Genomic DNA, 16014 nt, shown 5'->3' with positions numbered 1-16014 from the left:
GTTGAATTTCTTTGTCAGACATAGTGATCAGCATCTATATTTATATCCAGTCCATGGTGATAAAAACCATCATAAACTAGACATTTTTATTGGTGAGAATATAGACACTTTAAATGGGTTCTAACAGATGGATCGTAAGATCAAACGGAAAATTAAACGCGAAATCGATCAATCTGCTTATTTTTCTACAACAGGCACAATCAAAAAAATAATCTCGCATCACCCCAAAGACAATCTGATTGAGTTTGAAATTAAATATCTCCATCCAAAATTTCAAACTATCACACGTGTTTTTAAGCATTTCTACCAAGCTGATATTTATAATCCAAACGATTTTAAGAATCGTGAAAGTTACATTCTTTCCTTAATCAATCAGCCTATCACACTGTATTTATCTGCTGAATCAGAAACATTAATTCAGTTGTATTTACTCAATTCAACAGAATCAGCTGTATATTTTAAGAAAGGCAAATTTTTTCAAAATCGCGCTCGATGGTGGTTCTTCCATCATGGCCCACTGCTTAGCCCAATTTGTTTACATCCTGATGATCTGAGAAAAATTTACTTATACTATTCAGAACAGGATCAACATTGGCATTACAGCTTTCACGGTGAAGCCTTTGAAAATATCACCCTGCATTCTCAGATTATCAATCTTGGTGATTTTGAACTTGCGCTCTCACAAACTTTGCCTTCTTTCAATCATGTGCAGTATCAGACGATTAAAGCTAACCACCCCGAACATCCTCAATTAATTTGGGAGAATAAAAACCCGCTGAGCCATGCCGAAAAGAGAGCTTTACACAATAAACTTGCCGTCAAATTAAGCCTCTATGCGACTGTACTGAGTGTATTGGCCATTACGGTCTTATACTCAACACTGTTCAAAGTAATTGATGACATTATTCTGAATATTTTGCTCGGCTTGCTCAGCACTGCAGTCATAGCCATTAGCTTCATCTATTTATTTTATGCGCTATGCCAGCATAGACATTATCTGGCAGCAGATCAGCAAGTGGCGCTGTTTCAAATTCAACCGCGTAGAAAAGAAAACCTGATGTAAGAAAGAAATTCATCATTTTGTGCAGCTATTTTTATCAAATCACATTAAAAGACCCACTCAAAATGAGCGGGTTTTTATATTCAAATCAATTGATTCAAGAAATTAGTTTTTCTCTTTATCAACAATTTTGTCCGCCTGAATCCACGGTACGTAAAGCAAGGAAAGCACTGCTTTACTTGCTTTAGAGGCACGTAACCTTCGCCTTCAAGCATTTAAAAAGCCCCTGTTAAAAACAGAGGCTTTTTGACTGACTTAGAAATTAGAACTTAGTTCTTTTCTTTGTCTACGATTTTGTTCGCTTGAATCCAAGGCACGCAAAAATAGAAAAGTATGCTTTTCTATTTTTAAGGCACGTAACTTTAGACATTAAAAAACCCACTCAAAATGAGCGGGTTTTTATATTCAAATCAATTGATTCGAGAAATTAGTTTTTCTCTTTATCAACGATTTTGTTTGCTTGAATCCAAGGCACGAAAATGATGTAAGCATCGCTTACATCATTTGAGGCACGTAACTTTGATACTATATTCAATAAGGCATAAAAAAAGCCCCTGTTAAAAACAGAGGCTTTTTGACTTAGAAATTAGAACTTAGTTCTTTTCTTTGTCTACAATTTTGTTCGCTTGAATCCAAGGTACGTAAAGCAAGGAAAGCACTGCTTTACTTGCTTTGGAGGCACGCAACCTTCGCCTTCAACCATTTAAAAAGCCCCTGTTAAAACAGGGGCTTTTTTGACTCAGAAATTAGAACTTAGTTCTTTTCTTTGTCTACGATTTTGTTCGCTTGAATCCAAGGCATCATCGCACGTAACTTGTTACCAGTTACTTCAATACCGTGAGCAGCGTTTTGACGACGGCGAGCAGTCATTGAAGGGTAGTTTAAAGCACCTTCGTTGATGAACATTTTCGCGTATTCGCCAGATTGAATGCGTTTAAGTGCATTGCGCATAGCTTCACGAGACTGTTCGTTAATCACTTCAGTACCAGTTACATATTCGCCGTATTCAGCGTTGTTAGATACTGAGTAGTTCATGTCCGCGATACCGCCTTCGAACATTAAGTCAACGATCAATTTAAGTTCGTGTAGACATTCGAAGTAAGCCATTTCTGGAGCATAACCAGCTTCAACTAGAGTTTCGAAGCCCATTTTAACTAATTCTACTGCACCGCCACAAAGAACTGCTTGCTCACCGAAAAGGTCAGTTTCAGTTTCTTCACGGAATGAAGTTTCGATGATACCTGTACGGCCGCCACCTACGCCTGAAGCGTAAGAAAGAGCAAGGTTACGAGCGTTGCCAGAAGCATCTTGGTGAATCGCGATAAGATCTGGAACACCTGAACCGCGTTGGTATTCAGAACGTACTGTGTGACCAGGCGCTTTAGGCGCAACCATGATTACGTCAAGGTCAGCACGTGGAACAACTTGGTTATAAAGAACAGAGAAACCATGAGCAAATGCTAAAGTAGCACCTTGCTTGATGTTTGGTTCAATTACGTCACGGTAAAGCTGAGATTGGAACTCATCTGGAGTCAAAATCATTACTACGTCAGCTTGTGCTACAGCAGCAGGAACTTCAGCAACTTTAAGACCAGAATTTTCAGCCTTTTTCCAAGAAGTAGAACCAGCACGTAAACCTACAGTTACGTCAACGCCAGAATCTTTAAGGTTAAGCGCGTGAGCATGGCCTTGTGAACCATAACCAATGATCGCTACTTTCTTAGATTGGATGATAGATAAGTCGCAGTCTTTATCGTAAAAAATTTGCATTGCTGTCTCCGCTAAAATGCTTTTTGTTTCCTTAACTCAACACATTGATGTTTTTTGATCTTCGCCGTGCTGAGCGCCTGCCCTTTCAGGCAGGCATGTATGTTTAAAAAATTAGATTGTTAAAACTTTTTCGCCGCGCGCGATGCCCGAAACACCTGAGCGTACAACTTCAAGAATGGTATTTTCAGCCAAAGCATCAATAAAACCGTCAATCTTTTCAGTTGTACCCGCGATTTGAATCGTATACGTCGTTGGTGTTACATCAACTACTTGGGCACGGAAAATATCTGCTGTGCGTTTGATTTCAGCACGTGCTGAACCTAGCGCTTTTACTTTAATCAGCATCAATTCACGCTCAATGTGCGCACCTTCAGAAAGATCCACTACCTTTACAACTTCAACAAGTTTGTTCAACTGCTTGGTAATTTGCTCAATCTTGTGGTCATCACCATAAGTCGTCAAAGTCAGGCGTGAAAGTGTCGAATCTTCAGTTGGCGCTACGTTTAAAGTCTCAATGTTATAGTTACGTTGAGAAAATAAACCCACCAAACGTGAAAGCGCGCCTGCTTCATTTTCTACAAGTACAGAGATGATATGTCTCATGATGTGCGCTCCCCTTTGCCTAACCACATGTCTTTCATTGACTGGCCAGCAACTAACATTGGATAAACGTGCTCTGTACGATCAACCATCACGTTGATGAATACACATTTATCATTAATTGCCATTGCTTCAGCAAGCTTAGACTCAAGCTCATCCGCATGATCAATTTGAATGCCTACGTGACCGTATGCTTCCATCAATTTAGGGAAATCAGGCAATGACTCTACATAAGAGCTCGAATGACGGCCTTCGTAGTTCATATCCTGCCATTGTTTAACCATACCTAGCGCACGGTTGTTCAAGCATAGAATTTTTACATTTAAGCCATATTGCTTACATGTAGAAAGTTCTTGGATACACATCTGAATGGATGCTTCACCTGTAATACAAACAACTTGTTGATCTGGGAATGCAAGCTTAGCAGCCATTGCATACGGCAAGCCCACACCCATGGTGCCTAAGCCACCAGAGTTAATCCATTGGCGTGGACGCGTATATTTGTAGTACAGCGCGCCGAACATTTGGTGCTGACCTACGTCAGAAGTAATGATCGCTTGGCTATTGGTAATTTTGTCCAATGCAGCAACAACTTGTTGAGGCTTCATTGTGCCGTCAGTCGGCGCAACGATTTTTAAGCCATGCGCTTCGCGCCATGCATTGATTTGCTTCCACCAGTCCGCAATTGCTTCAGGGTTTGGCTTAGAAACATTCAGCTGTTTCAACTGCGCTAACATTTCCTGAAGTACAGGTTCAACTGCACCTACAATTGGAATGTGCGCCATAATTGTTTTTGAAATCGTCGCTGGGTCGATATCAATATGAATGACTTTGGCGTTTGGACAGAATTTAGCTGGATTGTTTGTTACGCGGTCATCAAAACGCGCGCCAATCGCTAAAATCACGTCAGCATTCGCCATCGTCATATTGGCTTCGTATGTACCATGCATACCCAGCATGCCCACAAATTGTGGATCAGTACCTGGGAATGCGCCTAAGCCCATTAAGGTATTCGTAACTGGATAACCCAATAAATGCGCAAGCTCTGTCAATAAAGCTGAAGCATTGCCCTGTACAACACCACCACCCGTATAAATAATTGGGCGTTTAGCGTTAAGAAGCTCTTCAATTGCTTTACGGATTTGACCTGAATGACCACGGTGAGGTGGCTGGTAAGAGCGCATCTTTACTTTTTCAGGATATTCGTAAGCGAACTTTTCTGCAGGATTGGTCGCATCTTTTGGAATATCGACTACTACTGGACCTGGACGACCAGATGAAGCGATATAAAATGCTTTTTTGATAATTGCAGGGATTTCGCTAGCATGACGCACTTGGAAACTATGTTTTACAATTGGACGAGAAATACCGACCATATCAGTTTCTTGGAATGCATCTTCACCAATTAAGTGACTCGCAACTTGGCCTGACAAAATCACCATTGGGATTGAGTCCATGTAGGCTGTAGCAATTGGAGTGACTGTATTGGTCGCGCCCGGACCTGATGTTACGAGAACAACACCAGTCTTACCTGTTACACGTGAGTAAGCATCTGCCATGTGGCCAGCAGCTTGTTCGTGACGTACGAGGTAATGGTTAATTCTTTCTTGTTGAAATAGCGCATCGTAAATATGCAGTACTGCGCCGCCTGGATATCCAAAAACATGTTCAACGCCTTCGTCCGCTAATGCGCGAACAAGCATTTCACCACCAGATAAAAGTTCCAACGTGATTCACCCTAATCTTTTTTCGTCGGCAAATGGGAGGCATTTGCGACGCTCATTCATTGATTGTCTGCACTGTTATAGCACACAAATTTCATAGTTTTCATAGCAATAAGAAAAAAATCTGACCTGCTTGCTGTTTGAGCAATATGGGGCCTAAAACATGTTGGGATAAACATATTTTGTTGGCTTTGTTCATCTTCTCGGCTAGAGAAGAAGTCCATTGCTAAAATGTACTTATTCGAAGGGTGATCGATCTAAGACATATAAAACTAAAGACAGCATTTTTGTGGTTTAAACCCTTAATGTCAAGTTTAAAAATTAGCTTTTTCTTGTTTATTTAGAGACCGTATATTTTTTAATCTTTGCGAAATAGCGCACAATCTCGTCCTACACTGATTTTTCGTCATAAATCCTTAAAACAAATAAAAAACTTTTATATATTGAATAAATAATTTAAATATAAAAATGATTTTTTATTTGCCTCGCCCTAAGTTCTGCTCAATTCAATCTATATGACTATTTAAATCTTGATGAATTTCCAAGCAATAACAGCCTATTTTAAAAGCATTGTATTTAATAAACACCACTCATCTGTTGTCATACAAAAAGACATAGCGTGTTCATAAAAAATGGCGCAAAATTTCCTTATAATTTTCATTATCATGATTTGTTATTGAATAAAAAAGGACATCTAATCGACATGAAAAATACCTATACAACGATTGGCTTATTTGGCCTTTCAATTGCACTAGCGAGTATCGCACCAAGCACATTTGCTCAAAATTTTTATAAATGGGTAGATGCCAAAGGTTCAACACATTATACGGCGACACCACCACCAAGTAGCGCTAAGAAGAAAAGCAAAGTAGAAACGTATGGCTGGAAAACAACACCTGCAGCTAAAGCAAACAATGCATCTGAAAATGAGCAAGTTGCTACACCTCAAACTGCCCCTGCCACAAATACATCGAATAACAATCAGCAGAACCAACCTACACCCACTCCACACTTAGGCCAATCAACCCCACCTGCTACAGCCACAGGAAATGCACGTTAAACCACTTGGCTTGCTCCATTAAAAAGCCACAGCCTTTAAGCTAAACAGTGACAACTCACTTTGGTTTATAGGAATCGGTGGCTTTTTCCTATTTTAAAGCATCGCCAAATTCACTTTTAGGTATGTTTTGCGCTATGCTGTGTCACAAACTTTTTAACCATTGTTCCTATATACGTATATGACTACTCACATCGACCCTGAATATCAAGCGAGCGCGATTGAACCTCAAGTTCAACAAGCTTGGGAAACCAATAAAGCATTTAAAGTTGCCGACCAAGTAGAAGGCCCACGTCGTTATATCCTCTCGATGTTCCCTTATCCAAGTGGCAAGCTTCACATGGGTCATGTGCGTAACTATACGATTGGTGACGTGATCAGCCGTTTCCACCGCCTCAAAGGTGAAACTGTACTTCAGCCTATGGGTTGGGATGCTTTTGGTCTACCTGCAGAAAACGCAGCGATTGCCCACCAAGTTGCTCCAGCTAAATGGACTTTCGAAAACATTGACTACATGCGCAATCAGCTGAAAAAACTGGGCTTGTCTGTAGATTGGGACCGCGAGTTTGCAACCTGCACACCTGAATACTACCGTTGGGAACAATGGTTATTCGTACAGCTTTATAAGAAAGGCCTAATTTACCGTAAGCTTTCTACAGTGAACTGGGACCCAGTAGATCAAACTGTTTTAGCGAACGAACAAGTCGAAAATGGTCGTGGTTGGCGTTCGGGTGCATTGGTTGAAAAACGCGATATTCCAATGTACTACTTCCGCATTACTGACTATGCGCAAGAATTATTGGATGATCTAGACACATTAAAAGACGGCTGGCCACAGCAAGTTCTTACGATGCAACGTAACTGGATTGGCCGTTCGCAAGGTATGGAAATTACCTTCCCTTCTGCAAATCCAGCAGTTTATGCAGACAGCCTCACTGTTTATACCACACGTGCAGATACACTGATGGGTGTAACCTATGTTGCGGTTGCTGCAGAACACCCAATGGCGTTAAAAGCTGCTGAAACAAACCCAGAATTGGCTGCATTTATTGAAGAATGTCGCATGGGTTCTGTTGCAGAAGCAGACCTTGCTCAAGCTGAAAAGAAAGGCATGGCAACAGGCCTTTCTGTAAAACACCCAGTAACTGGTGAAGAAGTTCCTGTTTGGATCGCAAACTACGTATTGATGTCTTATGGTTCAGGTGCGGTGATGGCGGTTCCATCACACGATGAGCGCGACTTCGAATTTGCTAACAAATATGGCTTAACCATCAAACAAGTGATTGATGCCAAAGGCGCTGATGATGCTGACTTTGATGCAACAACTTGGCAAGAATGGTACGGCTCTAAAGAAGGTAAACTGGTCAATTCAGGCGAATTTGACGGTTTAGATTTCCAAGGTGCATTTGATGCATTCCTTGCAAAATTAGAACCTGCTGAACTTGCAAACGCTAAAGTTCAATTCCGTTTACGCGACTGGGGTGTTTCTCGTCAGCGTTATTGGGGTTGTCCAATTCCAATGATTAACTGTAATACCTGTGGTCAAGTGCCAGTACCAGAAGAGCAACTGCCTGTTGTACTTCCAACTGACGTGGTTCCAGATGGTTCAGGCAACCCATTGAACAAAATGCCTGAATTCTATGAAACGACTTGCCCATGCTGTGGTGGCGACGCACGTCGTGAAACAGATACCTTGGATACATTCGTAGAATCTTCTTGGTACTACGCACGTTATGCATCTCCAGACTTCACTGATGGCATGGTAAAACCTGAAGCGGGACAAACTTGGCTTCCTGTAAACCAATATATTGGTGGTGTTGAGCACGCGATTCTACATTTACTTTATGCACGCTTCTTCCACAAATTGATGCGTGATGAAGGCGTGGTACAAGGTAATGAACCATTCACTAACTTATTAACACAAGGCATGGTGCTTGCAGACACTTACTACCGTGAAGCTGAGTCAGGCAAGAAAACATGGTTTAACCCTGCCGATATCGAACTTGAAAAAGACGAAAAAGGTCGTATCACTTCTGCGAAATACAAAGAAGATGGTCAAGACGTGATCGTTGGCGGTCAAGAGAAAATGTCGAAATCGAAAAATAACGGTATCGACCCGCAAGCCATTATTGACCAATACGGCGCAGATACTGCACGTGTATTCATGATGTTTGCTGCACCACCAGATCAATCACTTGAATGGTCAGATGCAGGTGTTGAAGGTGCGAACCGTTTCTTGAAACGTGTTTGGCGTTTAACCACAGGTTTCCTTGAAAAAGGCAATGCAACAACTGCAATTGATAAGGCAAACTTATCAAAAGATGCACAAGACCTACGTCGAAAAACGCATGAAACCATCCAAAAAGTGGGGGATGACATCGAGCGCCGTCATGCATTTAACACTGCTATTGCAGCGATGATGGAATTGCTGAATGCAAACAACAAGTTTGAAGCAAAAGATGATAACGATGTTGCGGTTGCCCGTGAATCTATCATCGCATTATTAACGTTGCTTGCACCGTTTGCACCACACTTAAGCCAAACATTATTGGCTGAGTTTGGCATTGAATTGACCGCTACTGCATTCCCTAGCGTTGACGAATCTGCGTTAACACGCAACACACAAACAATTGTAGTTCAAATTAACGGCAAACTTCGCGCTAAGTTAGAAGTTGCAGTTGATGCGTCTAAAGATGATATTTTGGCGATGGCAAAAGCACTTCCAGAAGTTCAACAATACTTAACGAGCCCAACTAAGAAAGAAATTGTTGTGCCGAATAAGTTGGTAAACTTGGTGGTTTAACAGCCTTTAAGCCTCCCTTTACAAAGGGAGGTTTGGTGGGATTTCGTCAAAAATAATCTCCCCTAACCCCTCTTTACGAAAGAGGGGAACTAAAAGGAATAAACAATTCCCAAACAAAGCCCGTTGCCAGCCAACGGGCTTTGACTTTACAATCCCTACAGAATTTAATTTATATAAATCGCGTTTAATAACGACAGAGGACACCGCATGCATTTGGTTCAACGTGTTGCTGCAATTGTATTAACCTTGGGTCTAGGTGCAAGCCTTACAGGCTGCGGCTTTCATTTGAAAGGCACGAACCCAAATGTTGCACCTGTAACTTATGCCAACATGAGCTTGGCACTTCCTAAAAATGCAGATGACCTCGAAGAGAAAATTCAGATTTATTTAGGTGCTGCTGGCGTTAAAGTAAGCAATGACAGCAACAACTATGTGTTACGTGTGCTGGAATACACCCCGCGCCGTCTTGAGTTGAATGGCAAACTGATTGAAACCCTATTGCGTCTGAATGTCACCTTCCGCATTGAAGATGCACAAGGTAACCCCGTAACTGAACCACGTACGGTAATGGCAACTCGTACCTACCAATATGACGTGGCAACTGTAAACACGGATGATCAAGAACAAACTTATTTAAACAAAGTAATTATTGATGATGTCGCACAACAAATTGCGCGCCAAATTTCATCGAATCGTTTACCACCCGCTGTACAGCGTACGAATGCTCCTGTGAGTATTACGCTACCTGCAACTGCTGCGGAATAAGCTTTAAACCGTATGAAGCTCGATTATCTACAAGCCCTAAAACGTATTGATGAAGCTCGAGGTGCTTGGGTCTTACATGGCCAAGAACCTCTACTTGAGCAAAACTTAATTGATGCCTTTCGGGCCAGCTGGCAAAAGCAAGAAATCGAGCGTCAACGCTTTGATATTACAAGTGTAAGTGATTGGAAAACCGTCTTTAATGCACTCAATAGCTTATCGCTGTTTTCAAGTCAGTTGGCCATTGAAGTGCATGGCAACATTAAACCTGATGCCAATGGGCTAAAAGAACTCAAAAGCTATTTACAGCATAATGAGCATAATCTCTTATTGGTGGTCATGCCCAAGCAAGATGCTAGTAGTTTAAAAACCGCTTTCTTCCAAACGATTGACGCCAATGGCGTTAACGTCGCACTGACCGCGAACTATGCCAAAGATCGCCAGCAAATTTTGGCGGTTGAAGCTCAAAAGCTAGGAATAAGATTAGCCAATGATGCATGGCAATGGTTAGAGCAACACCATGAGCATAATCTATTAGCCGCCAAAAATAGTTTAATGCGCGTGAGCGACACCTTTGCTGATGTCGACATCATTCAAATTGATCATTTATATTCGTGCCTACAAGATCAATCTCGCTATACCACCTACGATCTAAACGATGCCATGCTACAAGGCAACTTGGCACAGTCGATTAAAATTTTTCAGTATTTAATCGCCTCTGGCGAACCGATGAGTCTCATCTTGTGGAGCATCAGTAAAGATATGCGCTTATTGATGGCGCTGTTTGAGCAGCCACAAAACGCCTTACAGCTGGGGATTTGGAAAACTAAAGTCAGCTTGTATCAACAAGCCTTACGTCGCCTCAATCCTAATGTTTTTTTAGCATGGCCTGCACTTTTGTTACGTATTGATGCATCAATTAAAGGTCTTGGCCATGAAAACCCAGAGCACCTTGTACAACAGGCGATTGCCAGCCTATGTGGTCGAAGCCTGTTTTAATTTATATCAACCTCATGTGTAGACTCAATGATAATTGAGATTGAGTCTGCTGACTTCTTAAACACTCAGCTTCTTTATAATAAGAATCATTTCTGTTTGTATAAAAAATTCACGATTTATCCGTAATTAAAATCTATACTTGATCTATTCTCATTCAAATTCTCCAATTAATCATGCCGAAAATAAAACCAGCGAAACTGCTTATAGCAATCATTTGCACTCTCGCCATAGCCCTTACGGCATGGTACTTTTTTAAACCTAAACAACAACAGCCACAGTTTATTACTGCTGAAGTTACTCGCGGCGATTTAGAGAACTCGGTATTGGCCACAGGCGTATTAGAAGCGACCAAAATGGTCAGCGTCGGTGCTCAAGTGTCGGGGCAGGTAAAAAAAATGTATGTGCAACTGGGTGATCAAGTCAAACAAGGCCAGTTGATTGCACAAATTGATTCTGTACGCCAACAAAATGAATTAAAAACTGCGGAAGCCAACATTAAAAATCAACAAGCACAGCTTGCTGTAAAACAGGCGAATTTAGCCAAAGTCGAAGCTGAATATCAGCGTCAGCAAGCCATGTATGCGCAAGATGCAACATCACGTGCAGAACTTGAATCGGCACTGGCCAGCTACAAAACTGCTCAGGCTGATATTGTGGCAATTAATGCACAAATTGAACAATCTCGCTTAACCTTAGCAACGGCCAAAGAAGATTTAGGCTACACACAAATTGTTGCACCAATGGATGGCACAATTGTCGCAATCGTGACTGAAGAAGGCCAAACGGTGAACGCCAACCAAAGCGCGCCAACGATTGTGAAGTTGGCAAAACTGGATGACATGACCATCAAAGCTGAAATTTCTGAAGCAGATGTGATGAAAGTGGAAAAAGGCCAGCGTGTTTACTTCACAACACTTGGTGACAGCGAAACCAAACATTACGCCACTTTACGCCAAGTCGAACCTGCGCCCTCTTCAATTAATAATGAAACCAGTAACAGCTCTACCTCATCATCAAGTACAGCGGTTTACTACAATGCTTTGTTTGATGTACCCAATGCAGACGGCAAGCTACGTATTGATATGACCGCACAGGTTTATATTATTTTAGATGAAGCGCGCAATGTACTGACTGTGCCAGCAGCTGCCATTCAAACATCTAACCGTCCGCGTAAAGCGCGTAGCGATGCCGACAGCAGTGCCTCAGAAGCAAGCAACAACCCAGATGCGACTCAACGACCTAAACGCTTAGAACTAAGTGCAGAGGAAAAAGCCTTAGTAAAACAAGGCAAAGCATCTATGGCAATGGTTCGTGTTGTACAAGCAGATGGTAGCGCTCAGCCTCAACCTGTATTAATTGGTTTAAATAACCGTGTCACTGCACAAGTCCTAAAAGGTCTAAAACAAGGCGAAAAAGTCATTATTGCGGATGGAACTGATACCAGCAATGATTCGGCTAAACGTAGCAACAGCCGTGGTGGCGCTGGCCCAATGAGAATGTAATCATGAGTCAAAATCAACAGCCTCTACTAGAGGTCAAAGATCTGACACGTGAGTTCCCTGCGGGTGAAAGCACTGTTCAGATCTTAAAAGGGGTGAATCTTTCGATTTACCCTGGAGAATTAGTGGCGATTGTGGGTCAGTCCGGCTCTGGTAAATCAACGCTGATGAATATTTTAGGCTGTCTCGATCAGCCTACAGCGGGTAGTTATAAAGTTAAAGGGCGCGAAACTCGCGAACTTGAAGCCGATGAACTGGCACAGCTACGCCGTGAATATTTTGGTTTTATTTTCCAGCGCTATCATCTATTGGGTGATTTAAACGCAGCAGGCAACGTCGAAGTTCCAGCCATTTATGCAGGTGTAGATTCGTCTGAACGACAAACCCGTGCAAAGGATTTGCTGACTGAACTTGGCCTAGGTGAAAAAACCCAAAACCGTCCAAGCCAACTGTCTGGTGGTCAGCAACAACGTGTATCCATTGCACGTGCGCTGATGAACGGCGGCGACGTGATTTTGGCCGATGAACCTACGGGTGCTTTGGACAAAAATAGTGGCATTGAAGTCATGCGCATTTTGCGGGAACTGAATGCCAAGGGCCACACAATTATTTTGGTGACCCATGATCATAATGTGGCAAAGAATGCCACTCGTATTATTGAAATCAGTGACGGTAATATTATTTCCGATCAACCGAATGTGCCTGAAATTGAAGGCGAGACATTGGTACAGCAGGAATTGCAGCCAGCCATCAAAAAAAGAACTTCGGCATGGCGTTCGGGGATTGACCGCTTAGCAGAAGCCTTCCGTATGGCACTGCTGGCCATGAATGCGCACCGTATGCGTACCTTCTTGACCATGCTGGGCATTATCATTGGTATCGCCTCTGTGGTTTCAGTTGTGGCTCTGGGTAATGGTTCACAAAAGCAAATTCTGGAAAATATCAGCAGTTTGGGCACCAACACCATTACGGTGTATCAAGGCCGTGGTTTTGGTGATAACTCCCGCTCCTCACAAGTTAAAACCTTGATTCCAGCAGATGCTACGGCGTTGTCTGAACAGCCTTATGTTGAAGGCGTCAGTCCGACAGTCAGCAGCAGTGTTACAGCGCGTTTTAAAGACACGGAGGCTTCTGCTACCGTCAATGGGGTAAGTGAAGACTACTTCTATGTTAAAGGTATGGAGTTCGCCTCTGGGCAGCCATTTGATAAAGAAAGCGTGACTGAACAAACTCAGGACGTGGTCATTGATGACAATACCAAAAAGACTTTTTTCAGTGATGGTAGCAATCCCGTTGGCCAAGTCATTTTACTGGGCAGTGTACCCAGCCGAATTATTGGTGTAGTTGAAGCGCAAACAGGCATGATGGGTGGCAACGACAGTTTAAATGTGTATTTGCCCTATTCGACAGTGATGAGCCGTATGCTAGGCCAGTCCAATGTGCGTAGCATTATTGTTCGGGTGAAAGACGAATATCCAAGCGCTGCCGCGGAAAATGCGATTTTGAATCTGCTGGTGCAACGTCATGGCGCGCAAGATGTGTTTACCCAAAACTCAGACAGTATTCGTGAAACCATTCAGCAAACCACACAAACCATGACCCTTTTGGTTTCTGCTATTGCGGTCATTTCCCTTGTGGTTGGCGGGATTGGCGTAATGAACATTATGCTGGTGTCTGTGACTGAGCGTACCCAAGAAATTGGTGTGCGCATGGCGGTTGGCGCGCGTCAAAGCGATATATTGCAACAGTTCCTGATTGAAGCAGTTTTAGTCTGTATTTTAGGTGGCATTTTAGGTGTACTGCTCTCCTTGGGTATTGGGCAACTGATCAGCCATTTTGCTGGTGGCACCTTCCAAATGGCGTATTCAACGACATCTATCATCGCAGCATTTGTCTGCTCTAGCATGATCGGTATTGTGTTCGGTTTCATCCCTGCACGTAATGCCGCCCGCCTTAACCCTGTTGATGCTCTGTCTAGAGAATAAGGAAAACATAATGCAAATGAATTTAACTAAACTTGCAGGCGCCCTGATTCTCGGAGGTAGCCTGACGGGCTGCGCAGCGATGGTGAAATCGCCATACGAACAGCCCGCGGTAAATATGCCTGCCAGCTTTCAAAATAGCAAAGCCATGAGTCAGCAAATACATGCAGATGCTTCTGCAGATCAGTGGTGGACATTATTTAATGATGCCCAGCTGAATCAGCTGGTGGATCAAGTCTTAAATGCCAATACGGATTTAGCAGTTGCAGGCATCAATCTACAGCAAGCGCGCATTCAGGCAAAACAAAACCAAAGCCAGCAAGGCATCCGCATTGGCACAGCAGGCGCTTCCGTTGGACATCGTTTTAGCTTAGATGGCGATGGCGACTCTTCAAATGGTATTTCGTTGAACTACCCTGGGCTCAGTTATGAGCTGGATTTGTTCGGCAAACTGGCAAACCAAACTGAAGCTTCGCGCTGGGAAGCTTTAGCCTCTGAACAAGACTTGCAGGCAACTGCACAAAGTTTAATTGCCACGACAGCCAATCTGTATTGGCAGCTAGGCTATTTAAATGAACGCTTTGCCGTTGCGCAGCAAAATTTAGCCAGCACGCAAAAGACTTATGATTTGGTTAAAGTTCAATACAAAGCAGGCGCTGTATCAGGTTTGGACTTAACATCTGCCGAACAGGCCGTACAAAGCCAAAAAGCAACCCTAAGTCAAATTGAGCAGCAAAAGGTCGAGACGCGTACTGCATTGGCCGTTTTACTACAGCGTCCTGTACAGCAGTTAAATATTGCAGAACCTGCACGTTTACCGCGTAAAGCCCTACCAAATATTGCAGCGGGCCTGCCTGCGGATCTACTGTCGCGCCGTCCAGATCTAAAAGCGTCAGAATTGCGTTTGCGTAAAGCCTTAGCCAATAAAGATGCCAATAAAGCCAGTTACTACCCTTCAATCAGCTTAACTGGCGGTTTAACAACTGGCGGCAGCAGTACATCATTGACTGAGGTTTTATCCAATCCTGCAGCCATTTTAGGCGCGGGTTTGTCTTTGCCATTTTTACAATGGAATGACATGAAACGTGATTTAAAGGTCAATGAACTGGAATATGAAAAGTCGATTATTCAGTACCGTCAAACTTTATATGCAGCCTTTGCTGATGTAGAAAATGCGCTGTCGGCGCGCAATGAACTGGACAAACAGGTACAGCTTCAAGAGCGTAATGTGCAGCTTGCAGAAAAGACTGAGCGTTTGACTGAAGTACGTTACCGTAATGGCGCGGTCGCCCTGAAAAACTTGATTGATGCGCAGAAGACGACTCGTGATGCACGTTTGTCTTTGGTGCAAACCAAGCAGAGTCAATACAATGCTTATGTGACCTTGATGCAGGCTTTGGGTGGTAGCCCGATTAAGCAGTTGCCATGATATAAAAAAGCCCGAAAGGGCTTTTTTTAAAAGAAATTCCAAAACTTCAAGTAATTATCAAACCCGTGACCTCGCGTTTGCGCGATAAACTCAACAAAAGTAGTAAAGCACAATAACCCTATGTAGGCACATAAAATACAAATTAAATAGTGAGTAAATCCAAATTTATTTGAATTCAAACTGACACCTTCAACCTTATAAGGGCTTTGTTGCACAAAGATGTAAAAATTAAGATTGCCCATATCTACTCAAATTTAAGGCATAACTTGGGTATGTGGTTGACCTAACTCGGTAAATTTATTTAACACGGCTACACGTGCATGGATCTC

General features: G+C 42.7%; 11 protein-coding genes. 8 read left to right on the top strand and 3 right to left on the bottom strand.

The window, feature by feature from the left end; all coding sequences use genetic code 11:
* Nucleotides 1-127: 127 nt before the first annotated feature.
* The gene (locus DYI81_RS16370) at nucleotides 128-1063 is read left to right on the top strand and encodes a hypothetical protein (RefSeq protein ID WP_117008120.1); all 936 of its coding nucleotides are present in this window, start codon (nucleotides 128-130) and stop codon (nucleotides 1061-1063) included.
* A gap of 750 nt (nucleotides 1064-1813) precedes the next feature.
* Here the strand turns inward: DYI81_RS16370 and ilvC are convergent.
* The 3 genes from ilvC to DYI81_RS16355 form a co-directional block, all read right to left on the bottom strand.
* Nucleotides 1814-2830, bottom strand: a complete 1017-nt coding sequence (gene ilvC, locus DYI81_RS16365; protein WP_106986085.1) for a ketol-acid reductoisomerase — start codon at nucleotides 2828-2830, stop codon at nucleotides 1814-1816.
* 111 nt (nucleotides 2831-2941) lie between these two features.
* A complete protein-coding gene (gene ilvN / locus DYI81_RS16360) occupies nucleotides 2942-3433 on the bottom strand; it encodes an acetolactate synthase small subunit (RefSeq protein WP_106986084.1) in 492 nt (163 codons plus the stop codon).
* On the bottom strand, nucleotides 3430-5157 hold the full coding sequence (locus DYI81_RS16355) for an acetolactate synthase 3 large subunit (RefSeq protein ID WP_106986083.1): 1728 nt from the start codon (nucleotides 5155-5157) through the stop codon (nucleotides 3430-3432). Before DYI81_RS16355 ends, ilvN begins: the two co-directional genes overlap by 4 nt.
* A 700-nt stretch (nucleotides 5158-5857) precedes the next feature.
* Here DYI81_RS16355 and DYI81_RS16350 point away from each other — a divergent pair.
* From DYI81_RS16350 to DYI81_RS16315, 7 genes are all read left to right on the top strand, one after another.
* Nucleotides 5858-6214, top strand: coding sequence for a DUF4124 domain-containing protein (locus tag DYI81_RS16350; protein ID WP_117008119.1), 357 nt, complete (start codon nucleotides 5858-5860; stop codon nucleotides 6212-6214).
* 178 nt (nucleotides 6215-6392) lie between these two features.
* On the top strand, nucleotides 6393-9014 hold the full coding sequence (gene leuS / locus DYI81_RS16345) for a leucine--tRNA ligase (RefSeq protein WP_117008118.1): 2622 nt from the start codon (nucleotides 6393-6395) through the stop codon (nucleotides 9012-9014).
* Between the two features lie 207 nt (nucleotides 9015-9221).
* Nucleotides 9222-9779 (top strand): LPS assembly lipoprotein LptE, encoded by a 558-nt coding sequence (gene lptE / locus DYI81_RS16335; protein ID WP_117008117.1) that lies wholly within the window; start codon nucleotides 9222-9224, stop codon nucleotides 9777-9779.
* Nucleotides 9780-9791: 12 nt separating this feature from the next.
* Entirely contained in the window at nucleotides 9792-10775 is a 984-nt protein-coding gene (holA, locus tag DYI81_RS16330; RefSeq protein ID WP_117008116.1) for a DNA polymerase III subunit delta, read from the top strand.
* A gap of 173 nt (nucleotides 10776-10948) precedes the next feature.
* Entirely contained in the window at nucleotides 10949-12277 is a 1329-nt protein-coding gene (locus tag DYI81_RS16325) for a MacA family efflux pump subunit (RefSeq protein ID WP_117008115.1), read from the top strand.
* Nucleotides 12278-12279: 2 nt separating this feature from the next.
* Nucleotides 12280-14259: a MacB family efflux pump subunit gene (locus DYI81_RS16320; RefSeq protein WP_117008114.1), complete on the top strand. Its 1980-nt coding sequence runs from the start codon at nucleotides 12280-12282 to the stop codon at nucleotides 14257-14259.
* Between the two features lie 10 nt (nucleotides 14260-14269).
* Nucleotides 14270-15685, top strand: a complete 1416-nt coding sequence (locus DYI81_RS16315) for an efflux transporter outer membrane subunit (RefSeq protein ID WP_117008113.1) — start codon at nucleotides 14270-14272, stop codon at nucleotides 15683-15685.
* Nucleotides 15686-16014: the final 329 nt, after the last annotated feature.

Origin of the sequence: Acinetobacter sp. SWAC5 (assembly GCF_003419885.1) — a bacterium.
Taxonomy (GTDB): Bacteria; Pseudomonadota; Gammaproteobacteria; order Pseudomonadales; family Moraxellaceae; genus Acinetobacter; species Acinetobacter cumulans.
The sequence above is the reverse complement of the archived record's forward strand: the minus strand, read 5'-3'. Positions and strand labels throughout refer to the sequence as shown.

Bases quoted from the DNA above. Each gene is read 5' to 3' on its own strand.
- DYI81_RS16370 (WP_117008120.1), top strand. From the start codon at position 128: ATGGATCGTAAGATCAAACGGAAAATTAAACGCGAAATCGATCAATCT.
- ilvC (WP_106986085.1), bottom strand. From the start codon at position 2,830: ATGCAAATTTTTTACGATAAAGACTGCGACTTATCTATCATCCAATCT.
- ilvN (WP_106986084.1), bottom strand. From the start codon at position 3,433: ATGAGACATATCATCTCTGTACTTGTAGAAAATGAAGCAGGCGCGCTT.
- DYI81_RS16350 (WP_117008119.1), top strand. From the start codon at position 5,858: ATGAAAAATACCTATACAACGATTGGCTTATTTGGCCTTTCAATTGCA.
- leuS (WP_117008118.1), top strand. From the start codon at position 6,393: ATGACTACTCACATCGACCCTGAATATCAAGCGAGCGCGATTGAACCT.
- lptE (WP_117008117.1), top strand. From the start codon at position 9,222: ATGCATTTGGTTCAACGTGTTGCTGCAATTGTATTAACCTTGGGTCTA.
- holA (WP_117008116.1), top strand. From the start codon at position 9,792: ATGAAGCTCGATTATCTACAAGCCCTAAAACGTATTGATGAAGCTCGA.
- DYI81_RS16325 (WP_117008115.1), top strand. From the start codon at position 10,949: ATGCCGAAAATAAAACCAGCGAAACTGCTTATAGCAATCATTTGCACT.
- DYI81_RS16320 (WP_117008114.1), top strand. From the start codon at position 12,280: ATGAGTCAAAATCAACAGCCTCTACTAGAGGTCAAAGATCTGACACGT.
- DYI81_RS16315 (WP_117008113.1), top strand. From the start codon at position 14,270: ATGCAAATGAATTTAACTAAACTTGCAGGCGCCCTGATTCTCGGAGGT.